At 61.5% G+C, this 23,807-nt stretch carries 17 protein-coding genes; 12 read left to right on the top strand and 5 right to left on the bottom strand.

Going from position 1 to position 23,807, the window contains the following annotated elements:
* The first annotated feature begins 613 nt into the window (after window positions 1-613).
* From K315_RS09410 to K315_RS0104455, 3 genes are all read left to right on the top strand, one after another.
* Window positions 614-1,330, top strand: a complete 717-nt coding sequence (locus tag K315_RS09410; protein WP_029576369.1) for a L,D-transpeptidase — start codon at window positions 614-616, stop codon at window positions 1,328-1,330.
* Between the two features lie 301 nt (window positions 1,331-1,631).
* Window positions 1,632-2,459, top strand: a complete 828-nt coding sequence (locus tag K315_RS0104460; RefSeq protein ID WP_015450331.1) for a histidine phosphatase family protein — start codon at window positions 1,632-1,634, stop codon at window positions 2,457-2,459.
* Between the two features lie 184 nt (window positions 2,460-2,643).
* Window positions 2,644-3,936, top strand: coding sequence for a uracil-xanthine permease family protein (locus tag K315_RS0104455; RefSeq protein WP_029576368.1), 1,293 nt, complete (start codon window positions 2,644-2,646; stop codon window positions 3,934-3,936).
* A gap of 191 nt (window positions 3,937-4,127) precedes the next feature.
* Here the strand turns inward: K315_RS0104455 and K315_RS0104450 are convergent, their stop codons facing one another.
* Together K315_RS0104450 and K315_RS0104445 are read right to left on the bottom strand one after the other, a co-directional pair.
* Window positions 4,128-5,030, bottom strand: a complete 903-nt coding sequence (locus K315_RS0104450; RefSeq protein ID WP_015450335.1) for an ABC transporter permease — start codon at window positions 5,028-5,030, stop codon at window positions 4,128-4,130.
* A complete protein-coding gene (locus K315_RS0104445) occupies window positions 5,027-5,797 on the bottom strand; it encodes an ABC transporter ATP-binding protein (RefSeq protein WP_029576367.1) in 771 nt (256 codons plus the stop codon). Before K315_RS0104445 ends, K315_RS0104450 begins: the two co-directional genes overlap by 4 nt.
* Before the next feature lie 203 nt (window positions 5,798-6,000).
* Between K315_RS0104445 and K315_RS0104440 the strand changes: the two genes are divergently transcribed.
* Window positions 6,001-9,243 carry a UPF0182 family membrane protein gene (locus tag K315_RS0104440; protein WP_029576366.1) on the top strand — a complete coding sequence of 1,081 codons (3,243 nt, stop codon included), beginning with the start codon at window positions 6,001-6,003 and terminating at the stop codon, window positions 9,241-9,243.
* 322 nt (window positions 9,244-9,565) lie between these two features.
* Here K315_RS0104440 and K315_RS0104435 read toward each other — a convergent pair whose 3' ends face one another.
* Complete coding sequence (locus K315_RS0104435; RefSeq protein ID WP_029576365.1) at window positions 9,566-10,372, bottom strand: ABC transporter permease; 807 nt, start codon at window positions 10,370-10,372, stop codon at window positions 9,566-9,568.
* A gap of 172 nt (window positions 10,373-10,544) precedes the next feature.
* Here K315_RS0104435 and K315_RS0104430 point away from each other — a divergent pair, with 172 nt between their 5' ends.
* From K315_RS0104430 to K315_RS0104400, 7 genes are all read left to right on the top strand, one after another.
* The gene (locus K315_RS0104430) at window positions 10,545-11,381 is read left to right on the top strand and encodes a DUF1287 domain-containing protein (RefSeq protein WP_044085800.1); all 837 of its coding nucleotides are present in this window, start codon (window positions 10,545-10,547) and stop codon (window positions 11,379-11,381) included.
* 334 nt (window positions 11,382-11,715) lie between these two features.
* Window positions 11,716-12,816: an ABC transporter substrate-binding protein gene (locus K315_RS0104425; RefSeq protein WP_029576363.1), complete on the top strand. Its 1,101-nt coding sequence runs from the start codon at window positions 11,716-11,718 to the stop codon at window positions 12,814-12,816.
* Between the two features lie 139 nt (window positions 12,817-12,955).
* On the top strand, window positions 12,956-14,350 hold the full coding sequence (locus K315_RS0104420) for a nucleoside hydrolase (RefSeq protein WP_029576362.1): 1,395 nt from the start codon (window positions 12,956-12,958) through the stop codon (window positions 14,348-14,350).
* A gap of 165 nt (window positions 14,351-14,515) precedes the next feature.
* Window positions 14,516-15,052 carry a GNAT family N-acetyltransferase gene (locus K315_RS0104415; protein ID WP_029576361.1) on the top strand — a complete coding sequence of 179 codons (537 nt, stop codon included), beginning with the start codon at window positions 14,516-14,518 and terminating at the stop codon, window positions 15,050-15,052.
* A gap of 162 nt (window positions 15,053-15,214) precedes the next feature.
* Window positions 15,215-15,814 carry an aminoacyl-tRNA hydrolase gene (gene pth, locus K315_RS0104410; RefSeq protein WP_029576360.1) on the top strand — a complete coding sequence of 200 codons (600 nt, stop codon included), beginning with the start codon at window positions 15,215-15,217 and terminating at the stop codon, window positions 15,812-15,814.
* The gene (gene mfd, locus K315_RS0104405; RefSeq protein ID WP_029576359.1) at window positions 15,804-19,415 is read left to right on the top strand and encodes a transcription-repair coupling factor; all 3,612 of its coding nucleotides are present in this window, start codon (window positions 15,804-15,806) and stop codon (window positions 19,413-19,415) included. Before pth ends, mfd begins: the two co-directional genes overlap by 11 nt.
* A 215-nt stretch (window positions 19,416-19,630) precedes the next feature.
* Window positions 19,631-20,416, top strand: a complete 786-nt coding sequence (locus K315_RS0104400) for a hypothetical protein (RefSeq protein ID WP_029576358.1) — start codon at window positions 19,631-19,633, stop codon at window positions 20,414-20,416.
* 105 nt (window positions 20,417-20,521) lie between these two features.
* Here K315_RS0104400 and K315_RS0104395 read toward each other — a convergent pair whose 3' ends face one another.
* Together K315_RS0104395 and K315_RS0104390 are read right to left on the bottom strand one after the other, a co-directional pair.
* On the bottom strand, window positions 20,522-21,952 hold the full coding sequence (locus K315_RS0104395) for a sensor histidine kinase (RefSeq protein ID WP_029576357.1): 1,431 nt from the start codon (window positions 21,950-21,952) through the stop codon (window positions 20,522-20,524).
* Complete coding sequence (locus tag K315_RS0104390) at window positions 21,933-22,805, bottom strand: response regulator transcription factor (protein ID WP_081666394.1); 873 nt, start codon at window positions 22,803-22,805, stop codon at window positions 21,933-21,935. Before K315_RS0104390 ends, K315_RS0104395 begins: the two co-directional genes overlap by 20 nt.
* 195 nt (window positions 22,806-23,000) lie before the next feature.
* Between K315_RS0104390 and K315_RS0104385 the strand changes: the two genes are divergently transcribed.
* Entirely contained in the window at window positions 23,001-23,759 is a 759-nt protein-coding gene (locus tag K315_RS0104385) for a hypothetical protein (protein WP_152571444.1), read from the top strand.
* Window positions 23,760-23,807 lie beyond the last annotated feature (48 nt).

Genomic DNA, 23,807 nt, shown 5'->3' with positions numbered 1-23,807 from the left:
CGAGACCGGCGGACCCTCGGCTGCGCCAACATACTGAGGCTTTGCTACAGCCATACCACACCTGTGATTTCCATGATGACGGTTGCAATCGATTCGCTGCCTGTAAACAAATCGTTGCGCTCCTCATTTCGAGGCACAACGCGCGGTTCGTGCATGACCTGCTGCGAAATCTGGGTTCATGCCGCCGCACAGTTGCTACGTTCACTAGAACTCGCCGTGGTTTCCTTTCCTTTTTGGTGGGGAGCAGGGCGGAGGAGGACGGGTGTCATTCTTGTTTTGGTGTTCTCGCAGCAACGATTCCGCTATTCATAGTTGGCCGGCAAGCGCTCAACTCCGCCGTGGTGCGACTGTCGTGTTGCACGGCAGGCGGTTACCGGGCGGTGGCGGGGAGAGAGCGTAGACTATCTCGCACCGATTCCTGCCAGTCTCCCGCGCGCGGCAACAATCTCCCATCCGCCTTGTCAACTTTGGCTTGTAGCGACGAAAACGGCTCCACCCGCGCGTCATCGGTGCGGATACCGTTATTGTAGAAAGGCATGAATGAATCCCCCGTGGCGACACCAACCACGGGGACATAATTCAGCGTGCGTACTGCAGACGAACGGAGGCGACTATGGCGGTTTTCCCGCATCGAAGCGGGCAGAGCGATCATCCGCTCCGCCGCAATGCCAGGGTTCTTCTCGCGGCGTTGGCATGTATCGCGCTGATTTTCGGGTTCTTCTCCATCCAGCAGCATCGTGCGGATATGCGAGCGACAACCCGAGCTGTATCCGGGTCATCCACTACTGTCGTACACCGCAAAGTTCCCGCCCCCGACGGTACTCATACACTGAACAGATCAGCAGTACCGGCGATTAACGCATCCCCTGGCACACATACCAACGCCCAGAACAAGGGCACGACCGTCGATTGGCGTGCCGCATCTGGCGGGGCGCAGCCGAAACTGTCCGAATACAAGAACCTGAGCATCACGGTCGATTTGTCCGCCCAACGGGTGTACGTGTGCTCCAACGGCAAGACTATTTACACGATGATTGCCAGCACGGGGCTCAACGACAGCACTCCACACGGGGATTTCACCATCAACGGCCGGGGCGACCATTTCTACAACCCCTCCGATGGCTGGGGCGCGGACTATTGGGTGTCCTTCCGCAACAACGTCTTCCTGTTCCACACCGTGCCCACCAAGCAGGATGCGGGGACGTATGTGGTCAGCGAGGCGGTGAAACTCGGGCATCCGGCATCGCACGGTTGCGTGCGTCTGACCTTGTCTGACGCGAAGTGGTTCTACGATCAGGTTCCTGACGGCACGCCCGTGCATATCAGCTGACGTGTCTGATGGGCGACGGGCACCGTCTGGTGACGCTGTCCGGTGATGCTGTCAGATGGACACCGTCTGCCGGACGCTGCAGTCTGCGGAACACTATCTGACGGTGCCGCCACATGGACGATAAACACCGTCTGATAACACCCCCGATAAACACCGTCTGATCGACGCGCGGTGAATTGTCGGTGTCATTTGTTCTCGCCCCGCGGATTCGTCGGCATGGTCCCGGGATGTTGCGATAGCGTAGTATCAGGAATTGGCCGCGTGGTCGCGGTCTGGACGCATTGTTCGGAAAGGAGCGCCTATGGGGATGCCGCTTGATTTGTATGTGATCCGGCACGGAGAATCCGAGGCGAATGTCATCATCAAGGCCGGCGAGCAGGGCGATACCTCCCTGTACACGCAGGATAACGTGACGGTGCCGGATCGTTCGTGGCGTTTGACGGCGACCGGCCGTCGCCAGGCTGATTGCATCGGCCGCTGGCTTGTCTCCCAGCAGCAGCTATTCGACCGCTATCTGGTCTCGCCGTACGTCCGCGCCCGCGAAACGGCCGCCACCATGGCCTTGCCCAAGGCGAAATGGGAGGAGACCCGGGTGCTGCGTGAGCGGTCGTGGGGTGAAATCAACACCATCACGCAAGATGAATTCAAAACCAATTACGAGCGCAACTGGTTGTTCAAACGCACCGACCCGCTGTATTGGCGTCCGCCGGCAGGCGAATCGATTGCCGATGTCGCCGAAGACCGTGTGCACAACCTGCTCACCTCGCTCGACCGCCGGTCCGAGTCGGAATCGGTGGTCGTGGTCACGCATGGCGATTTCATGCTGGCGATGATGCTCACCCTCGAGGACCTCTCCGACGAGGAGTTCATGCACCGCGCGGACAGCGACGATTGGAAGATCACAAACTGCACGTGCCTGCATTATTCCCGCCGCGACCCGCACACCGGCCGCACGACCGAACGGCTGCGCTGGGAACAGACCGCCCGCCCGGTGCTCGACGAGCAGACCGGCCGTTGGGAGGTTGAAGTGGAACCGTGGCGCGAGTTCCAGCGCCCGCTGCTGTCGAATGGCGATCTGGTTGATGTCGTGCATTCGGTTGACCCGCATCTGACGCAATACACCAAGTGACACCCGTATTGCCGCCCGATGCGTCCCGACTGCCGGCACCCAGACGACGAGAGTGCGACACGCCTGAAAATCCGCGGGTTTTGAGGTCTTGTCGTCTCTCGTGACATCGACACCGCTACCATTGTGCAAGGCGTCGGCGCGCCATGTGCGTCCGGCGAATTCCAAGAAGACAAAGGAGCAGTAGATGAGTAGCGGCTTGTTCACATGGAAACTGCATGGTGACGGCAAGACCTTGAAACCCGGGGAGGTGGTCGAACCCGACGAGCGCCTGTCTTGGCCGCGCACCGCAGGTATCGGCGCCCAGCATGTCATCGCGATGTTCGGCGCGACCTTCCTGGTTCCGATTCTCACCGGCTTCGACCCGTCGACGACCCTGTTCTTCACCGCCATGTCGACGGCACTGTTCCTGCTCATCAACAAGAACAAGCTGCCAAGCTACCTCGGTAGCTCCTTCGGCTTCATCGCCCCGATTGCGGCGGTCGCCTCGGCCCACAAGGGCATCGCGGTCGCAAGCTTCGGCATCATGGTCACCGGTCTGCTGCTCGCCTTGGTGGGCGTGCTTGTCCATTTCGCCGGCGCCAAGTGGATTGACAAGATCATGCCTCCGGTGGTCAACGGCGCGATTGTGGCGATCATCGGCTTCAACCTCGCCCCGTCGGTGTGGACGAACTTCAAGAAGGCCCCGGACACGGCTGTGGTGACGCTGGTTGCCGTCCTGCTGATCGGCGTGTTGTTCCGCGGCTTGATCGGGCGTCTGAACATCCTGCTGGGCGTACTGGTCGGCTATGCGTACGCGTGCGCCCGCGGCCAGGTCGATTTCAAGGCAGTGGAAAGCGCTGCCTGGGTCGGTTTGCCGCAGTTCCATCTGCCGCAGGTCGATTTCTCGATTCTCGCGATGTTCATTCCGGTCGTGCTCGTGCTGGTCGCCGAGAACGTGGGCCACGTCAAGTCCGTGGCACAGATGACCGGCCGCGATTATGACAACCAGATTGGCACCGCGCTCATGGCCGACGGTATCGGCACCGCGATTGCCGGCTTCGGCGGCGGCTCCGGCACGACTACGTACGGCGAGAACATCGGCGTCATGGCTTCCACGAAGGTGTATTCGACGGCCGCCTACTGGTGTGCGGCGGCGTTCGCCTTGATTTTGAGCCTGTGCCCGAAGTTCGGTGCCGTGATCAACACCATTCCCGCCGGCGTGCTCGGCGGCGTGACCACCTTGCTGTATGGCATGATCGGCATGATCGGCGTGCGCATCTGGGTGGACAACCATGTCAACTTCGACAAGCCGGTCAACGTGATGACCGCGGCCGTCACGATGATTATCGGTATCACCGACTTCACCTTCGCGGTCAGCGGCGTGCAGTTCAACGGCATCGCCATCGGCACGATCGTCGTGCTCGTCATGTACCACGGCCTCAAGGCCATCGGCAAGGCGACCGGCACAATCGCCAAGGACGATCCGGATGTGCTGTGATTGAATGACCATGACGCTGCTCGGCGGGTACATGAATTCGCCGGATGGCATCCCTACTGTTTTGGGCCGCATCCCGTATTCCGGGGTGCGGCCCAAAACGTTGTATCGCCCGGTTTGCCCGGTACTCGAGTTGATGCGGTTCCTGCCTGCCGACTTACCTGACTGTTGACATTCACTCGGCAAGCAAATCGTCACCGCTTCTTCCCACGCTCGACCACGGGCTTGTCGCGATACTGGTCATCGGCCGTGAAACAGGTGCGATACACCATCACCATGATCAGGGTGTCAGCAAGCAAAGTGAGCGCGGCGATGGAGGCGAGAATCACGAACTGGTATTTCGCCGCGTTGAGCGGGTCACCGCCCGCGATGACCTGGCCGGCCATCATGCCCGGGATGGTCACGATGCCGCTTGAGGCGAGCGACGCCGTGGTCGGCAGCAAGCCGAGGCGGATCGAGGAAATCACCGATGGCCGTGCGGCCTCCCAGCGTGTCGCGCCTAACGCCAGCAGCGTGTCGACCTCGTCCCGCCGTTCCTTCATGCTTTCATAAAAGCGGCTCAGCCCTACGGCCAGCGCGGAAACCGTATTGCCCAACAGCATGCCGGTCAGTGGCACTACCAGCTGTGGCGCATACCACGGGTGGGGGCGTACGACCAGTTCCGTGACCATCGAAATCATGAGCAGCATGGTGATGACCAAGGTCAGCAGCACCGGGCCCGCAAGCCCCTTCGGCACGCCTTTGGCGCGTGACAGGGTGATTTGCACGGCCGCCACTAGCATGACGGCGACCAAGGCGAGTACCAGCCACGGGTTGCCGGATTTGATGACATAGCCCATGATGAGGCCCATCGCGCACAGTTGGATGAGCGCGCGGCATGCGGACCACAGAAGCGTTTTGCCGATGCCCAGATGCATGAGCCATGACAGCCCGGAGGCGACCATCACCATCGCGAGTGCGATGAGCAGGCCCCAGATGTCGATGGGGTAGGAGGTGCCCGATGTCGTCTGCGTGGCTGTTTGTGCCACGGTTTGAGTGACGTGGGGTGTGTTCCCCGGGAGAGTTGCCCATGCCGAAGCCAGATTGATCGTGTTCATCGCAGTCCTCCTTCGTCGAGGGTGACGGTTCGGGTGGCGACCCCGTCCGGCGGGCGGTGCCGGATGCGGATTACCGCCATGCCGCGTTGTGCGGCGTCGCTGAGGATGGCGGCGACTTTTGCCGCGTTGTCATCGTCGAGCCCGGCATCGACCTCGTCGGCGAGCAGCAGTTTCGGATCTGTCAGCAGCGTGCGCGCGAGACTCACGCGTGCCGCCTGCCCTCCTGACAGGTCGTGCGGCGCCCTGCCAAGATTGATATCTTCGCAGCCGATGGCGTCGAGGGTGGCGCGAATTTTGTCATCTGGCAGCATATCGACGCCGTTGTGCACCGCGCCCCAGATGCCGCTGCGATGCCGTTTGCCGCGGGTACGGGCGTGGGCTTGGGGGTCAGCAGGGTGATTCGTGTCAGACGAGCTGTCATCCTGCTCGTTGCGGATCGCCAGGGTCCACGGCAAACGAATGACCTCGGCCACGTTGTCTCCGATCAGCACCGGCTTCTGCGGCAGATAGGCGACGCTACACCGCCACTGCTGCGGTGTGAATTCCGTCGATGGACGGCCATCGAGGAACATGGTGCCGCTGGCATGGGGATTGAGCCGTGCGAATGCGGTGAGCAGGCTGCTTTTCCCTGTGCCTGACGGGCCGACCAGGTCGACGATCTCGCCGGCGTCGATGTCGAAGGACAGCCCTTTGAAAATGGTTTTCTCGCCGTCCTGCGAGGGGACGGTGCACGTCATGTCGCGTGCGCTGAACAGATGCGTACTCATGGTTACAGGCTATCGCGTCTGCAAGTGCAGTGTTGGGCAATCGGACGGTGTTTCGCCGCTTGCCGACATTGTCGAGGTCGTCGATGCGGCCGAGAGACACGGTTGCCGTAGATATCGCCGTATCGATGGTCAGCCTTATACCATATCGTCCTTCGTTTCAGCTGGGCGTTTCGCTGTTCCTTGCCGGTCGGTAGGCTGGGAATATGGCTTTGTTTGATGATTTCGGCATGATGTTCGGCTTCCCCGGCGATTCCGGACGTAAGGACGACGACCCCGAGGTCGTTGACGTTCAGGTCGACGGGGATGCGCAGGGCGGTGGGAACGCCCAGGCGCCGCATGGGAATACGTCGGTGCCCCGGCTTGGCCGCCGCGCGGCGAAACGGCCGAAAGTGCGCAGGCACAACGGTTCGACAATCGCCCTTGGCATCATCGCTGTCATCGTCGTGATCGTCGGATTGTTCTTCGGTTTGGCCCGGTTCATCACGGATGTCATGTGGTTCGACCAACTCGGCTTCCAACGTGTGATCTGGACGCAGCTCGGTGTGAAAGTGGGCTTGTGGGCCGCCTATGCGCTGCTCATGGCATTGGTCAGCTTCATTGCCGCAGTGCTCGCCATCCGCACGCGTCCTAGCGGTGCTGACGGCTCCACGGTACGAATCAACGGCGGTGTCATCGAAATCGGCAAAGGGGTGAGTACCTGTACCGCAACGCGTGTCGCAGTCGTGGTCTCCCTGATTGTGGGCATCACGTTCGGCTCGCAGTTCAACTCGAACTGGTCGCAGATTCTGCTCATGTTCAACGCGCAGCGCTTCGGCACCAAAGACCCGCAATTCGGCATCGACAACGGTTTCTACGTCTTCGTGCTCCCAGGCTTGAGACTTGTGATGTCCGCCGTCGCGATGCTGCTGCTCGTGGGAATCATCTTTTCCGTGGTCACGCACGCGCTGGTCGGCGGCATCAGACTGACCATGCCGGTCAAAGGCCACGGCCTGTTCGCCATCACCAAGCATGCGCGCCGGCAGATCAGTGTGTGGCTCATGCTCAACATGCTCGTGTGGGCCGTGAATCAGGTGTTTGGCGTGTTCTCCAGCCTCACCGCACAAGGTGACCGGATCACCGGCGCTACGTACACCACCGTCCATGCCACGATTCCCGTCACCTTCATCATGGCGGCGTTAACGGCCATACTCGGCGTAGTGCTGGGCATCTGGCTTATGCGTTCGCACCAGCTCGAGGGGCCTGCACCGGTCGGTGTACGTGCTCGGGCGGCGCTCAAGGCATGGCGTGTCCCGGTGATTGCAGTCGCTTCGACTTTGGTCATCTCGCTTGTGCTGACCGGTGTCTGGCCGGCGGTGATGCAGCGCTTCCGCGTCAACCCGAACGCGCAGGAGGCGGAATCCTCGTACATCCAGCGCAACATCAACGCCACCAAGCAGGCGTACGGGCTTGACGGTATCAAGGTCGAACAGTATGCGGCGACCACGGAAGGCAAATCCGGCGCACTGAGCTCCGACGCGGAAAGCACCGCGCAGATCCGTCTGCTGGACCCTCAAATCGTCTCGCCGACCTTCAAGCAGCTGCAACAGTCCAAGCAGTATTACACCTTCGCCGACACACTGGCAGTGGACAAATACACCATTGACGGCACCAGCCAGGACACGGTGATCGCCGCCCGCGAGCTCAATCTTGACGGCAACGACAACCGCAACTGGGTCAACGACCATACGGTGTACACGCATGGTTACGGTGTGGTCGCGGCCTACGGCAACAAGGTCACGGCGGACGGCCAGCCGAAATTCTTCGAATCCGGCATCCCCACCCAGGGCAAGCTCACCGAGTCGGAGCATTACGAGCCGCGCATCTACTTCTCGCCGAACGCGCCCGAATACTCGATTGTCGGCGCGCCCGAAGGCACCACATCGTGGGAGTTCGACTATCCGACCGGTTCGAAGGGCGCGACCAACACCTTCGACGGCAATGGCGGTCCGCGTGTCGGCAACATCTTCATGCGCGTGCTGTATGCGATTCGTTTCGGTTCCGACCAGATTCTGTTCTCCGACCGTGTCAACTCCCAGTCGCAGATCCTGTACAACCGCAGCCCCAAGGAGCGTGTGGCCGCGGTGGCGCCGTACCTGACGTTGGACGGGCGCGTCTACCCGGCAGTCGTCGACGGGCGTGTCAAATGGATTGTGGACGGGTACACCACATCCGATGCCTACCCGTATTCGCAGATGACCGATCTGGGCGCGGCGACCCAGGATTCGACAACCCGCACTTCGCAGACCGTGCAGGGGCTGGGGTCGCAGAACGCCAATTACATCAGGAATTCTGTGAAGGCCACTGTTGACGCTTACGACGGCTCGGTCACTCTGTACGCGTGGAATCCGAACGACCCGGTGCTCAAGGCCTGGCAACAGATCTTCCCAGGCAACTACCATCAAATCTCCGAGATCTCCGGCGATTTGATGAGCCATTTGCGCTATCCGGAAAGCCTGTTCAAGGTCCAGCGCCAATTGCTGACCAAATACCATGTGGACAGCGCGAGCCAGTTCTTCTCCGGTGAGGATTTCTGGCAGTCGCCGGTCGACCCGACCGAATCACAGCAGGCTCAGAAGGAGGACGTGCTCCAGCCGCCCTACTATCTGACTTTGCAGACCGGAGGGTCCAAAGCGCCGGTGTTCTCATTGACATCTTCGTTCATCCCGGCGGGCTCCTCGACCTCCACACGTGAGATCCTCACCGGTTTCCTCTCCGTGGACTCCGATGCAGGCACTACCGCCGGCAAGATCGGGGCGAACTACGGCACCATCAGATTGCAGGAACTGCCCAAGGATTCGAACGTCCCCGGGCCCGGCCAGGCGCAGAACAACTTCAACGCGGATGCCGATGTATCCAAGGAACTCAACCTGCTTGAATCCGGCTCTACCACCGTCAAACGCGGCAACCTGCTCACCTTGCCGCTCGGTGGCGGACTCGTGTACGTCGAACCCGTGTACGTGCAGTCGAGCGGTTCGACGCAGTTCCCGTTGCTCAAGAAGGTGCTCGTCGCGTTCGGCGACCAGGTCGGATTCGCCGACACACTCGATCAGGCGCTCGACCAAGTGTTCGGAGGCAATTCAGGCGCGGATGCGGGCGATGTCGACAATCGCGCGGCGTCGGACGGCAGGGCAGCCGGCTCGGCAGGGTCGTCGGAATCGTCTGGTTCCTCCGGAGCAGACAGCGGGGAATCCAGCGGTACGTCAGGAACGACAGGCCAGTCCTCATCGAGTGGTTCACAGAGCGAGGCACTGAAGTCTGCGCTTGCCGATGCCGCGCAGGCGATGAAGGATTCTGACGCCGCGATGAAATCCGGCGACTGGGCTGCGTACGGTAAGGCACAGCAGCAGTTGGAGGACGCCATCAACAAGGCCATCGAGGAGGAGAATAAGACCTCGGCCAGCAAGTAGTCGTCGCAAGCTGTGACGGCCGTCTCGGCCCCGCCGTACGCATCAGTGCGGCGGGGCCGATGCATTCCGCCCGTCATTGTGTGAGGATTGGCTCACACAACGACCGGTTGGGCAGTCTGCCCCGATCGCGTGTTTAGCGATGAGAGAGTCTTTTGCGACGCAAATGAACCGTCAGCGTCGGCAAACGGCACGAGGTGTCCGTTGTCAGCGTCTACACAAGCTTCTACCAACCCTGACGGCGGTCTCAGCGTCGGCAGAAGCTTGTGTGGTTCGGGTTCGGCAGTGGGTGCATTCGCCGATGTCGCAGCGATACCCGGCGCGGTCACAGCTGGTCGGCGTCCGGGTCCTCATCCTCGTCCGCGGGGCCGAGCAGCACTCGCTCCGTCAAGGACACCGCGATGAGCAACACGCAGGTCAGCACGATGATCATGAATGTAGCCGAGAAAATGAGCGGCATGCGGAAGGAGTTGTACGCCGCCTGCAGCCAGATGCCGAGCCCTCGTCGCGCCCCCAGGTATTCCGCCGTGGCGGCGGTTGCGAATGTGTAGGCGGCACTGATGCGGATGCCGCCGAAAATCTGCCGTGCCGCGACGCGCAGCTTCACATGCCACAGCGTCCACACCGGGGTGGCCCCGCAGGTCAGCGCGACATCGACGTAGTAGCGCGGCACGTCCCTGAGCCCGCGGATGGTCTGCACGGCGATGGGGAACAACCCGAATACGGCGACGATTACGATTTTCCCGCTCGTTTCGAAGCCGAACCAAATCAGGAACAGCGGGGCGATGGAAATCAGCGGCATGGTCTGTGCGGCGTACAGCAGCGGAAACAGCGCAGCATCCAAGGTTTTCGAAGCGTAACAGCCGACCCCCACCATAATGCCCGCCGCCACGGCGAACAGGAAACCGATCGCGCCCTCCTCAAGGGTCGTCAAGGTTGCCGGCCACAAGGTCGGCCATGTTTCCACCGTCGCATCCACGATTTGCGTGGGGGAGGGCATGACGGTCTGCGGTACATGCGCGGCCTCGACCCATACCTGCCATATCACGAGAATTGCCAGCACCGCCGCGAACGTGGGCAGCCATCGCAGGTATCGGCGGGAGGGATGGGATTGACGTGATTGACGAGCCATAATCACCTTGCTTTCCGCGCCAGGGACGCACACGCCGCCGGGGAACGCAGTAAGGTGAGGAGCCCGCGTGCCGGACGGCCGGAAGAATCGTTGCTAATTCCATTATCACGAACCCGCAGACCGCAGACGAATTCGCCGGGTTTGTCGCCGTTGCGGCCCGAGGAGTGGCACAATGGAACGTATCTTGGCGGGATGGGAGAGCAGAATGCCGCAGCATAGGGCGGATATCAGGGCAGATGGCAGCACATACACGCGGGCCGGTAGTCCCCAGCGAGGCAGACGGATTGTCGTGTCCGTCATTGTGATGCTCGTCGTCGTGGCATTGGTCGCAGGGGCGTGTCTGTGGGTGAGATGCGCGCGCAGGGGGCAAGCCGGCGACATCGGCGCCACCCCAGCCGTGAACCTGCCTTCTTCCTCGCCGACATTCACCAGCAGCGTGGACGCAAACGGCAATGGCGTGGACGATTACACGGATATCGTCCACGGTGCCCGCAAAGACGCTGAGGCGATGCCGACCTACGATACGGGCTACTATCAGGGCGGGTATCCGCCGTCCGACCGTGGCGCCTGTACCGATGTCGTCTGGCGGGCGTTCGCCAACGCCGGGTACGACCTCAAAGCCATGGTCGACGCCGACATCGCTGCCCGACCGCAGGCTTACCCGCGTGTGATTTCCAAGCCCGACCCGAATATCGATTTCCGTCGTACCGGCGTGCTTGACGTCTTTTTCAGCACCTACGGCGTGACGCTCGGCACGGATATTCACGGCAATGACTGGGAACAAGGTGACATCGTCGTCTTCGAACATACCCGGCACATCGGCATCGTCTCTGACCGGCGCGACAAGCAAGGTATGCCGCTGATCATTCACAACATGGGACAGAAACAGCGGGAGAACGATTATCTCGCGTTCCGCACGCATATGGAGGTCACTGGGCATTACCGGTTCGATGCCTCGCGCGTCCCACAATCGGTGATCAAAACCTGGTCCGGGCCGTTGCCGCGGTGAACCGTTCCTGACGGCGATGGCTGGAAGAAAGCGACCGGAATATTGCCGAGAATGATGATTGCGTAGCAAGCGGAGCCAACACACCTACCACCGCCGTCTGCCGCGTCCGGTCCGCAACAGGCAATCGCCCGCTCACAAGGATGACCACGGCTGAAGATATCCTTGACATCGCTTGCGTGCCCATGTGTGGCAAACCATCCGGCCGTGGTCAACGCGCATGACATCATGACGGCCGGGCGGGGACATGGGGCAGGCGGGGCCGGCCCTCACGTTCGTTCTCTGCCGAATCCGCCCGAATCCAGAGAACGGAACATGTCATGATCCAGGACATCATATGAGCCATCTGCCACAGGCTGCCCGTGCACGGCAGCGCACCACAACATCCATCATCAGCCGCATTCGTGCAGGATTCGCCGCCACGCTTGCCATCGCCGTAATCGCGTCCCTCGGCGCGTGTGGCACCGCCGGAACATCCGCGAACGGACTGACCAAAACCACCTTCATGCTCTCGTGGGCGCCCGACACCAACCATATCGGCGTGTATGTGGCCAAACACAACGGGTATTTCAAACGAGCCGGTCTAGCCGTCGATATCGTCGCCGTCGCCCAGGCAGGCGCCGAACAGTCGGTCAACAACGGTGTCGCGGATTTCGCCCTGTCCAATCTCACCAATGTCTCCACCTACAGCCTCAAAGGCGCCACGCTCAAGCAGGTGCTGCAAGTGCAGCGCAAGCCGAGCGCCATCTGGTGTTCTCTGGCTTCGAACACGTCCATCACCCGCCCGCGGGATTTCGACGGGAAAACCTTCGCCACCTTCGGCTCGAACGAATCCGACGCGGTCATCAAGCAGATGATTAAAACCGATGGCGGCAAAGGGCAATTCGACAAGGTGACGGTCGGCACGTCCACATTCCAGACCCTGTCCAGCGGCAAAGCGGATTTCGGCGGGTTCTACGCGACTTGGGAAGGCGTTCAGGCCGATATGTACGGCCCGAAGCTCAACTGCTTCACCGAGCCTGACTACGGGGTGCCCGGCAATGCGGACTCCATCGGCATCATCACCAATAGCAAGACCATCAAGAACAATCCGAAACTGGTCAAAGCCTTCACCCAGGCCGCACAGCAAGGGTACGAATACGCGTACGCGCATCCCGACAAGGCGGCGCAGATCCTCGTGGACGAAGCCCCGGAAGCCAATCTCAAACTCGCCTTTGTCAAACGCAGTATGCATGTCATCGTAGACGGCCAGTATTGGGGCAACCCGAAGGACATCGCCTCAGACAAACTCGTCTTCGGCACCAACGACACCGTCTCCACGCAGCAGTATTTCGACTTCCTTGCGAACGCCGGCGCCTACACGGACGCCTCCGGCAAGGTGGTACGCACTGCTCCGAAGGCCAAGAATCTCGTCACCGACCGTTTCCTCGCGCAATAATCACGCCCCTGACGGCGCGTGTTGGCCGGATTGTCCTGTCCATCGGTTGGAATTTGTCCAGCGCGCGATATCATGGGGATTGACGCCATGTGATTCGTGCGGGTAGGATGCCCGCCGAACAGTCGAGGGAGAAAAGATCATGGATCCGCAGAACCAGACGGGTGACACTGGTGACACCGCTGAGGCAGGGGCTGCCGGCGATTCGCAGGACATCACCGCACCCATCATCTTGGACGCTGACACCGGCACCGATGACGCGCTCGCCATCGGCCTGCTGATGGCGTATGCGCCTGAGCGGCTGGTATCGGTCGTCGCCACGTATGGCAATGTCATCCAGTCGGTGGCGCAGCAGAACGCGCGTGACGTGCTCAACCTCCTTGGCGGTTCGAAGATTCCGGTGCTGGACGGGTGCCGTTGCCCTTCATGGGCGGAAGGATTCGCCGCGGACAAGGCCTGCGCCCATTTCCATGGAGACAACGGCATCGCCGACTTGAATATCGACGATTACGCGCGCATGGAGACCACGGCAGGCGGCACCGCGTCCGTGCTGTACAACGGCGCGGTCTACGACTTCTCCTCGAACAACATCGATTTCACCGCCGCCGGGACCGTCTCCGCCGGTATATTCGGCGACAATCAGAAGGAAGCGAAGAAGAAGCAGCGGCAGGCATCATGGCAGGACGAGGCGCTGTCGGTGCAATCCGCCCAGCCTGACGTGCGGGCGAAACTGTCATCCCCGATTATTTCGATTGGCGGATATCTGCCCAAGCAACCCGTCGACACCTCGGGGCCGCAGCGTGGACGGAACATGCTTGGCGCACTTGCCGACGAATATGGCAAGGTCGAGATGGGGGTTATGCCGGGCGACACTGCGGGTGTCAAAGCGATTATCGACGGTGTCCGTCAGTGGGGCAAGAACCTGACCGTGATTTCGACCGGCCCACTGACCGACATCGCCGCCGCCATCACTCTCGCCCCTGATATCGCGCCCCAATTGCGGCTCGTGATGATGGGCGGGGCCCTGACCCAGCAGGGCAATTGCTTCGATATGGTCAGCGAAACCAACATCATGCAGGACCCCGAGTCTGCCAATCTGGTATTGCGCTCCCAGGCGGATGTGACGATGATCGGCCTGGATGTCACCCATCGGTGCCTGCTGTCGTCGGAGCTGACTGAGCCGTGGTCTCAGATCGATGGCGGTGTCGGCGGGTTCTTCGCCGATCTCGCCTCCTTCATGATCAAAGCGAACAAGGAAGCCGACCCAGCATTCTCCGTCGGCGCGCCTGTACATGACCCACTCGCTGTGGCGGCCGCGCTTGATCCGACGCTTGTACAGACTTTCGATATCGCGCTGCGGGTCGATTTGGCGACCGGTGACCGCCAGGGTGTGCGCGGCCGTACCATCGGCGATATGACGCGTCTCAACGATCCGACGGCGTCGTGCACGCATGTGGCGATCGCCGTGGATTCCATGAGGTTCCTCAACATGTTCACCGACGGCATTTCCGCGTTGTCCCAGCGTTTGGCAAAGTAACGGCGCTCAGTCGCGAATTGCAAGTCGCATGTCGTGCGGGTTGCGGGTCGCGTAGCGGTGTGTTGTCGGCGGCCCTGCGTCTCGGCGGTCATGCCGTCATGATGGAATATCGTCGAACCGAATCCGGCGTCGGATACGACGGCATACGGGCATCAGGGAGGCAATGTGAACGGCGAACGGTCCGCTGAGCATCAACCGGTCACCATCCGCGACGCGCGGGAGAGCGACCTTCAGGCGATTACCGATATATACAATCAAGCGGTGGTCGCCGGCGGTTCGACCGCTGATCTGGTGCCACGCACCCTCGAGCAGCGCAGGCAGTGGGTGGATTCGCACCAGCCGCGTGACCGCTACCCGGTGGTCGTGCTTGAAGATGCATCCGAGCGTGTCGTGGCCTTCGGGTCGCTGTCGAAATTCCATCCGCGCGAAGCGTACGACGGCGTGGTGGAACTCAGCTATTACGTCGATGAGCGGGCCCGCCACCGTGGGTACGGGACGGCTGTGGTCGCATGGCTGCTCGACGCGGCGCGTACGCGCGGTTACCGCATCGCGACCGCCCTGATTTTCGCGTCGAACGCGGGCTCAGTCGCGCTGATGAACCATTTCGGGTTCGAACGGTACGGTTTTCTGCCCCGTGCATGTTTCGACGGCACGCGGTATCTTGATATGTCCTACTGGTGGTTGCCGCTGGACAACGACTGAAATACCAGGCATCATGAATGTTCGGCCGTCGCGGATCGCAGGCTGGTGCCGCGCAGGCGAGTCAGCCGTGGCGGTTAGGATTGGCCATTCTGGTAGCGAATGATTGCATGATGAGCCGCGCCCGGTATGCGGCGGGCGGCGGCGATGAGGGAGAGGAACGGCATGGTCTCTGATTTCTGGCTGGTGGTAGGTTTGGGCAACCCGGGCAAGCAATACGAGGGCACCCGGCACAATATGGGATTCATGGCGGCGGATGTCCTGGCCGAACGCTGGTCGGTGAACTTCAGTGACCATAAGGGCATCGCGATGCTCGGCAAGGGCGTAATGAACCTGCAAGGCAAGTCGATCAAGTTCTTCCTCGCCAAACCACTCACATACATGAACGAATCGGGTACTGCGGTGGCATCCATCAGCTCCTACTATCAGATCCCGCCTGAGCATGTCGTGGTCATCCACGACGATATGGATCTTGAATTTGGTCGTATCAAAGTCAAGGCAGGTGGTTCCGCCGGCGGACACAACGGTATCAAGTCCATCGACCGTTCGCTCGGTACCAATGCGTACGCGCGTGTGCGGCTTGGAGTGGGGCATGCTCGTCGCGGCCCGAATGCGCATGACAACACCGTCAACTGGGTGTTGGGCGGATTCGGCCCGGACCAGCGCAAGCAGCTGCCTGAATTCCTCGCCGATGGTGCCGATGCCGCTGAAACCATTATCTTCTCTGGTCTGAGCCGCGCGCAGGAGCAGTTCAATGGCCGATGAGCAACATACGCCTGCGACACCGTCCGCTTCCGCCGCTGCTCCCGCCGCGCCCGCGGTTCCGCCTGTTGTGCCGACCGCCGGAGCACTTTCCGGACTGCTCGACCAGCTCGATCACGACCGGTCCTTCCATGATTTGTCGCACGGACTGGTCGACGTGCCTGCGAATGAGGGCAGCGAGCCGATGCTCAATGTGGAAGCCGTGCCCGGCATTCGTCCGGCTCTCGCAGCGGCGACCGCACAGCGAGTCCCAGTCGTTGTCATCGTGCCTTCGGGACGGGAATCGCAGGAGACAGTTGAGGCGATTCGCAGCTGGTATGACGGCGATCCGCAGGATATCGCGGAACTTGAGGCCTGGGAGACGCTGCCGCATGAACGGCTCTCCCCGCGTGCAGACACGGTCGCGTCCCGTATGGCGGTATTCCGCCGTTTGACACATCCGGAACCCGGGAACGCCCTGTTTGGACCGATCAAGATTCTGGTCATGCCGGTGCGTTCGCTCATCCAGCCGGTCGTCGCCGGGTTGGGCGATGTCGAACCGCTGGTTTTTACGGCGGGGGAGGAGCTTCCGCTCGACCAGGCCGCGGCCCGTCTTGTCGAGAACGCCTACACCCGCGTCGATCTGGTCATGGACCGCGGACAGTTCGCGGTGCGCGGCGGTATCCTCGACGTGTTCCCGCCGACCATCGCTCATCCGGTCCGCATCGAATTCTTCGGCGATGAAATCGACACCATCAAGGAATTCCATGCCTCCGACCAGCGCACTTACGGCGATGGCCTGCACGCCGTCTGGGCGACGCCATGCCGTGAACTGCAACTGACGCAAGCGGTGCGTGACCGCGCGAAATCACTCATCGGGCAGATTCCCAACGCCGAGGACATGCTCGCCTCCATCGCGGACGGCATCCCCGTGGAAGGCATGGAATCCCTGATGCCTGCGCTGATCGACAACATGGAGCCGGTGCAGCGCATGCTGCCCCAAGGTGCGGTCATCATGCTCTCCGACCCGGAACGGTTGCGCCGGGCAGCGGACGACCTGACGAAAACAGCCAACGAATTCCTCGCCGCCAGCTGGCATGTCGCCGCCAGCGGCCATGGGGCAGGCGCGCCGATCAGCTTCGACCAGGCGAGTTTCCTCGACTACGAGGAGACCGTCAGCTCGCTCGCCTATTCGCGCGATGAGGTGTGGAAACTCGCTGATTTCGGCGTGGACCCAGGCCTGCCGGGCAATGTGCGCATCGGCGCAAGCTCCCCGCAAGAATACCGTGGCGACGAGTCGAAAGCCGCCACCGGTATTGAAGGGCTGATTGACGCCGGATTCGTCGTGACCATCACCGCCGGAGCCCAAGGAACGCTCGCCAGACTCAAACGAGCCGTCAACGAGACCGGCATCACGCGCTTTGACGTATTACGTTCGCGAGCCGTCGACGGGTTCGTGGACCGGGACGCGCGAATCGCCCTGCTCACCGAACGCGACCTGACCGGCCGTTCCAGCGCCGTCGGGCAAACCAAGACACCGAAGCGCCGGCGCAAGGCCATCGACCTGATGGAGCTCAAACCCGGCGATTACGTGGTTCATGAGCAGCATGGCATCGGCCGGTACACCGGTATGCAGCAGCGCCAAATCGGCCCTGCCGGCGCGAAAACGACGAGGGAATACCTGGTCGTCGAATACGCGCCCAGTAAACGCAATGCGCCCGCCGACAAGCTGTACATTCCCACCGACCAGCTCGACCAGGTCAGCAAATACATCGGCTCGGACGCCCCCAAACTCAACAAACTCGGCGGCTCCGACTGGGCGCAGACCAAGGCGAAAGCCCGCAAGCATGTGCACGAGATCGCCCAGGACCTCGTACGCCTGTATTCGGCCCGCCAACGCACCAAAGGCTTCGCGTTCAGCCCGGACACCCCGTGGCAGAAGGAACTCGAGGACGCCTTCCCGTATCAGGAGACTCCCGACCAGCTGACCACCATCGACGAGGTCAAGGCCGATATGGAGAAACCGGTGCCGATGGACCGCCTGATCTGTGGCGATGTCGGCTTCGGTAAGACTGAGATTGCGGTGCGAGCCGCCTTCAAAGCCATACAAGACGGCAAGCAGGTGGCGGTCCTCGTACCGACCACGCTGCTCGTGCAACAGCATTACGAGACGTTCACGGAACGTTACTCGGGCTTCCCGGTGGATGTCGCCGCGATGAGCCGCTTCCAAAGCCCCAAGGAAATCAAGCAGACCATCAAAGGTCTGGAAGACGGGTCGGTCGATGTCGTCATCGGCACGCACAAGCTGCTCAACCCGAAAATCAAGTTCAAGGATCTCGGGCTGCTGATCATCGACGAGGAGCAGCGGTTCGGCGTCGAGCATAAGGAAACGCTCAAAGCGCTGCGCACGAACGTCGACGTCCTGTCCCTGTCGGCGACGCCGATTCCACGCACCCTGGAAATGGCGGTGACCGGCATCCGCGAGATGTCCACGCTCGCCACCCCGCCCGAGGACCGTCTGCCCGTGCTCACGTATGTCGGCGCATACGAGGACGCACAGGTCACGGCGGCCATCAGGCGCGAGCTGTTGCGCGGCGGCCAGGTGTTCTACGTGCACAACCGCGTTGACTCCATCAGTGCCACGGCAGACAAGATCCACCAACTGGTGCCCGAGGCGAAAATCGGCGTCGCGCACGGCAAGATGGGAGAGAAGCAACTCGACGCAATCATCCGCGATTTCTGGCATCGCGATATCGACGTGCTCGTATGCACGACAATCGTCGAGACCGGGCTGGATATATCAAACGCGAACACGCTAATCGTCGACCATACCGACCGTTTCGGATTAAGCCAGCTGCATCAGCTGCGTGGTCGTGTCGGCCGAGGACGGGAACGCGCGTACGCGTACTTCCTGTACGACCCGTCCAAGCCGATGACCCAGCAGTCGCACGACCGTCTCGCGACCATCGCGCAGAACACGTCGCTTGGGTCGGGCTTCGATGTGGCGATGAAGGATCTCGAGCTGCGCGGCACCGGCAATTTGCTGGGCGACGAGCAGAGCGGGCATATCGAGGGCGTCGGTTTCGACCTGTACGTGCGCATGGTTTCGCAGGCGGTCGAGGAGTACAAGGAGCCTGAGCGCAAGGAATCGGTAGCCGTCAGTATCGATTTGCCGATCGAAGCGTCGATTCCGGTGGATTACATCGATTCCGACAAGCTGCGGCTTGAGGCGTATCGCAAACTTGCCTCGGCGAGGAGCGAACAGGATCTCGACGATGTGCGCGACGAGCTGACCGACCGCTACGGCAAGCCTCCGGCAGAGCTGGATTCGCTGTTCGCCGTGGCCCGGCTGCGGAACAAAGCGCGAGATCTTGGTATCACTGAAATCATCGCCCAGGGGCGGAACGTGCGTATTCGTGGGATTGAGCCGGCGGAATCCCTGATGATGCGATTGCAGCGCATCTACACGGGAGCCCAGTACCGGCCACTCACGCGCACGCTGACGATTCCGGCGCCGTTCGCCGGCTCGCTTGGCTCGGGGCCCATGCCCGGCGACCAAGTGATTGCCTGGACCAACCAGCTGCTCGACGACCTGCAATGGAAGCCCTGGGCGGCCGGCAAGTGATTGACCGGGCGAGCCCGGTGCGATTGGTTGAGCCTGTGGTGTGACTGGGCGGTTGCGTGATGACGTGATAGCAGGGGAAGATGCCCCTGAGCGTGTGGTACCGGCCTGTTGTGTTATTAGCCGGTCGCATCACGCCGCGGATAGCGGATGGTCATAGGAGCCGGCCGTCACAGAACACCGCCGCTGTCGAAGCGTCGCGCGAAGCTGGAAGCGCCATGAAACACAACACGAAGAGCACCACGCCATCCATGAACGAATGGTGCAACGTCATCCCCGCGCTCACTCCGTGGGGCAAGGACCGCGTCAAACCAGAGGAAACCGTCAAGCATGCGCTGATCATGCCGGGCATCGGTTATACCGTCGATCGCCCGTTGCTGTACTGGGCGTCGCAGGCGCTCGCCGCCGAGGGCTGGTACGTTGACCGTCTCGCGCTCACTCTGACCGAAGACGTCGAATTCCCCGAAATGATCGCCTGCATGGAACGCGTCATCGACGTGTGGAAGGCGAAATCCGTCGCTCGGGCGACCATCGCCGCGCAACATGCGTCAGACAATCGCGACACAGACGATGCACAGGATTCCGCTGTTGACGCCGATTCCAACGCTTCCGCCGATTCCAGCGTTTCCTCCCTCACCCCGGACTCCGCTCCGAAGCTGCTGGTGGTCACGAAATCCTTGTCCACGTTGTCCTTCCCGCATGCGGCGAGGGAAGGCCTGCATGTCGCGCTGCTGACCCCGGTGCTCAACCCGCCGCCCTTCGACGTGCACAAGTCGGTGATCCCCGCGCCACTGCCGGGTGCGGAGCACGCGCCGAAACCGCTGATTTGCGGGGGAACCGCGGATCCGTATTTCGATGAGCCCAAGGCGCATCTGCTCACCGAACGGGTGTGCACGTACCCGAACGCCAACCATTCCATCGAGGTTCCCGGCGATTGGACGCGTTCAATCGACTATCTCAAAGACGTCACCGGACGGATTGTCGAGTATTCGCGCACGATTTGATGATGGCAACCATGCCTGTGCCGGTGCCCGAACCCAGTGACTGCCGGCACACGCCCGAGTGCAACCGGTTGTCAGTGACGGTCGCTGTGAACGGCTTCACTGGCATCACCGGGCATCATCGTGCAACGGAATCACCGCTTCAAGGCTGAAGCTTCCGTCGGCCTGATTCCAGGTCATCGACCCGCCATGATGCTCGATCAGCCGGGCGTGTCCGCTCAATCCCAGCCGTGTCCCCGATGCGGCCGTGCCATCCGCGGGACCATCAACGGAGCCATTCGTTGAACCATCCGCGGAACCTTCCATGGCAGCCCGCGAAGAGCCGTTCGAAGAGCGGCCCGTAGTCACGCCCGGTACCGTCCGAACCTCGTCCACCCCTGATTTCCGGTCTTCTGATTCCTTCGGAGCACCGGCCACGGATGCTACCGTATCGCACAAGGCGATGGTCATATCGTCGCCTCGGCATCCGACACTGAGCACGTACCCGCCATCACGGTCGCCGTACCGCAGGATGTTGACGACGAGTTCGTCGAGCAGGTCGCCGATGAGCTCGGCTCGTGCCTTGTCAACCGTTGTCCCGGCAGTAATCGAGTTGGTAATGACTCCTTCCCCCCCATGCTCGGTGAGCAGCGTGTGTCCAGCATGCAGATGCTTGTTCACGAGCTGGAATGCGTCCATCGACGCTGTCTTGCCACAGGCTTCGAATCCCTCATCATCCGCGTTGCCGGCCTCGCCCTGTGTATCAAGCATTCGCACGATATCGCGCGTTCCGGCGAGCGCATCGTCGATGTCCTTGGCGAGCGCGCGGGATTGCTGGTCCGACGAGCTTCCCGCGAGGTCATGCGCCCGTATTGAGGCGAGACTCAACCGATTGGCGACATCGTCGTGCAAACGCAGCATGACTTGTTCCTGGCTGTGCACCCGTTCGTCCTGCTCCTGCCGCCTGCGTTGCCTCTCGAGATATTGTGCGAGGCCGATGCCCGCGAGTGCCAGTGTCGCCACGCCGAGTATGAGTATGGCGACGCCCCATGTCATCGAATCGATGCGGATTTGCCAGATTAGCGCCGCCGCGGACAGTGAAATCAGCACGGTGCAGTCGAGCATGCCCAAGGCGAGGAATGCGTTGACGCGTGCCAGCACGATGACGGCGAGCAGCACACCGAGCCAGAGTGACTGGGGCAGGAGCTGCGTGCTCGGTGGCACCAGTGAGCAGACGATCCATACGACCATGGTGAGGAACGCGCCTTGGACTGGCCACCATGCGATGGACAGTAGTGCGACGCTGATGATGGCGGTTGCTGCGATGACCATGATGGCTGACATCAGGTCGCATTTTCCGCACAATATCGCGGTTTCAATGCCCGTTATCGCGATGATGGCGATGGTCGCGATGAGCAGTGGCATGTTCGGACGCCCGATGGCCAGGTGAATGCCGTTGTCCCGCCGAATGCGGGCTGGCGTGTCGTGGAGGCTTGCTTCGGGTTTGGCATCTCGGGCGTTGTCGTCTGTGTTATTGCCGTTATTGCTGGTATTGCTCAATATGGATCCACCCGTTCTTTCTGGCGATGTCAATGGCTTCGATTTTGCTGGTGGCGTCCAGCCGCGCGAGTGCGTCGTGGAGATGCACGTACACGGTGGCGTTGCTGGTGTGCAGGGTTTTGGCGATACGGCCGGTTGTCTCGCCGGCGGCGTAGGCGGCGAGTACCTGTTGCTGTCGGGGACTCAATGGGTTGGCCGGCGGCTGAGCTGACGCCGTAGCTGTAGCTGTCGCCGCCGCCGATCCGACCTCACCCTGCCCGGTGTTGGCGAGACGGTTGATGGCCGCTTGCACGCTGGGATAGATTGCAGTGGCTCTTGTGACAAGCCGGTCGAAGGCATATTCCTCCGCGTTGCCGGCATGTTCCGGGCCGCTTGTGCCGTTGCCCTCGCTTTGATATGCCTGTCCTGCCGCGGCGTCGATGATTGCGGGTCGCAGGTTGTCGGGAATCCGGTCTTTCGCGATGAGCGCCTGCCCTCCACATGCTGCGAGCCGTGTCGCCCAATCCGCGGTTGTTAGCGCGGTGATGCCGACCACGCCGGCCGTGCATCCGTGTTGCCGCAGTATCTCACATACTCGTGTGCCGGGCATGTCGGATAATCCCATATCGATGACGAGCACTTGGGGGCGTGGGGAGGTGAACAGGCAATGGTGGATTGCCTTCGCGCCAGTCGAAACCGCCCACAGGATGCTGAATCGCGGGTCCAGCCGTTCGATCTGCGGCCGGAGCAGCGCAAACGCATACGGGTCGTTTTCGACCAGTCCAATGGTGATATGTCCTTGGGGCATGGCTCGGCGGGCCGAAACATCGCTATGGTGCCGGGGCGGCATGGGGGCATTATCTGTGTTCGTCATGGTTTCAGTGTATGCGATACCGGCTGTTTCAAGCCGAATCTAAAGAAATCTTCAGCGTCGTTGCACTGTTGGCGGGCTTCTGCGACGATAACACTATCCGAACATGATCCGGCAGCCGGAAAGCTGGAACGCCCCCTCCTGCCGTGTGGTCCTGAGGCTCTACGTGATCTCGTTGGAAAGGCGGGGGGACAAGACATGAACCATTCCACAGTCTCGACACCATCGATGCGGCAGGCACAACACACGAGTTCCCCACAGCGGACGGCAATACCGGAACATTCCGGGTTGCCGATGCGGATTCTTCGCTTCATCGCGTGCCTGATTACGGCCCTCGCCTTGGTACTCGCCGTGATCGCTGTCGACGTCAGCCAATACCTCAACTGGAAGCAACCGCGTTTCGCGCGTCCTGTCCAGACAGCCCAGGCGGCCCATGCTAGCGGCGCGGATACGGGCGTCGCCGCGAACGTGCAACGCTGGCAGGGGCTGGGATATCTCATCACCTCATACACCAATGGTGTGGACGCCTATCGGGCGATGACCCCGTTGACCCGGCACAACAGCATGTGCATGACCGATCCTGGGAAGGTCACGTCCGCGGTGCACCGTTCGCTGGCCGACTACCATACGGCCGCGTCAATCGGTTTGGATGACGGGTTCGTCGGCGTGCGTGTCATGGGCTGTGAAGGTGATGACCGCCGTGCGGTCGCCTATGTGGTCGCGGTGGAGCAGGACGCCGATAATCCGAAGGCGCTGCATCTGGATAGTTGTGCCGCCGAGCGCGTCACACTGGTCCGGCAGGATGATGGGTCGATCCGCCCGCTGCGCCACGATGACGCAGCCTCGGATCGTTCGCTCGGACGCTGCGGACCTGATGCGCAGTCAAGCGGCCTCATCCCGCAATGGGTCACAACCATGTGGATCGCCGCAGATCGGGATGTGAGCGGTGGTGCGTAGGTATCAGCGCTTCGATATCAAGAAGAAATAACCAATAAAGGAGAAACA

It is taken from the genome of Bifidobacterium thermacidophilum subsp. thermacidophilum DSM 15837, assembly GCF_000426425.1.
In the GTDB taxonomy this organism is placed as follows: domain Bacteria; phylum Actinomycetota; class Actinomycetes; order Actinomycetales; family Bifidobacteriaceae; genus Bifidobacterium; species Bifidobacterium thermacidophilum.
This window is presented reverse-complemented; position numbering and strand designations above follow the sequence as displayed.

Excerpts from the sequence above, each read along its gene's own strand:
- K315_RS0104390 (WP_081666394.1), bottom strand. The coding sequence starts at position 22,805 with ATGACGAACACAGATAATGCCCCCATGCCGCCCCGGCACCATAGCGAT.
- K315_RS0104435 (WP_029576365.1), bottom strand. The coding sequence starts at position 10,372 with ATGGCTCGTCAATCACGTCAATCCCATCCCTCCCGCCGATACCTGCGA.
- K315_RS0104445 (WP_029576367.1), bottom strand. The coding sequence starts at position 5,797 with ATGAGTACGCATCTGTTCAGCGCACGCGACATGACGTGCACCGTCCCC.
- K315_RS0104385 (WP_152571444.1), top strand. The coding sequence starts at position 23,001 with ATGAACCATTCCACAGTCTCGACACCATCGATGCGGCAGGCACAACAC.
- K315_RS0104430 (WP_044085800.1), top strand. The coding sequence starts at position 10,545 with ATGGAACGTATCTTGGCGGGATGGGAGAGCAGAATGCCGCAGCATAGG.
- mfd (WP_029576359.1), top strand. The coding sequence starts at position 15,804 with ATGGCCGATGAGCAACATACGCCTGCGACACCGTCCGCTTCCGCCGCT.
- K315_RS09410 (WP_029576369.1), top strand. The coding sequence starts at position 614 with ATGGCGGTTTTCCCGCATCGAAGCGGGCAGAGCGATCATCCGCTCCGC.
- K315_RS0104450 (WP_015450335.1), bottom strand. The coding sequence starts at position 5,030 with ATGAACACGATCAATCTGGCTTCGGCATGGGCAACTCTCCCGGGGAAC.
- K315_RS0104440 (WP_029576366.1), top strand. The coding sequence starts at position 6,001 with ATGGCTTTGTTTGATGATTTCGGCATGATGTTCGGCTTCCCCGGCGAT.
- K315_RS0104420 (WP_029576362.1), top strand. The coding sequence starts at position 12,956 with ATGGATCCGCAGAACCAGACGGGTGACACTGGTGACACCGCTGAGGCA.
- K315_RS0104455 (WP_029576368.1), top strand. The coding sequence starts at position 2,644 with ATGAGTAGCGGCTTGTTCACATGGAAACTGCATGGTGACGGCAAGACC.
- K315_RS0104425 (WP_029576363.1), top strand. The coding sequence starts at position 11,716 with ATGAGCCATCTGCCACAGGCTGCCCGTGCACGGCAGCGCACCACAACA.
- K315_RS0104400 (WP_029576358.1), top strand. The coding sequence starts at position 19,631 with ATGAAACACAACACGAAGAGCACCACGCCATCCATGAACGAATGGTGC.
- K315_RS0104460 (WP_015450331.1), top strand. The coding sequence starts at position 1,632 with ATGGGGATGCCGCTTGATTTGTATGTGATCCGGCACGGAGAATCCGAG.
- pth (WP_029576360.1), top strand. The coding sequence starts at position 15,215 with ATGGTCTCTGATTTCTGGCTGGTGGTAGGTTTGGGCAACCCGGGCAAG.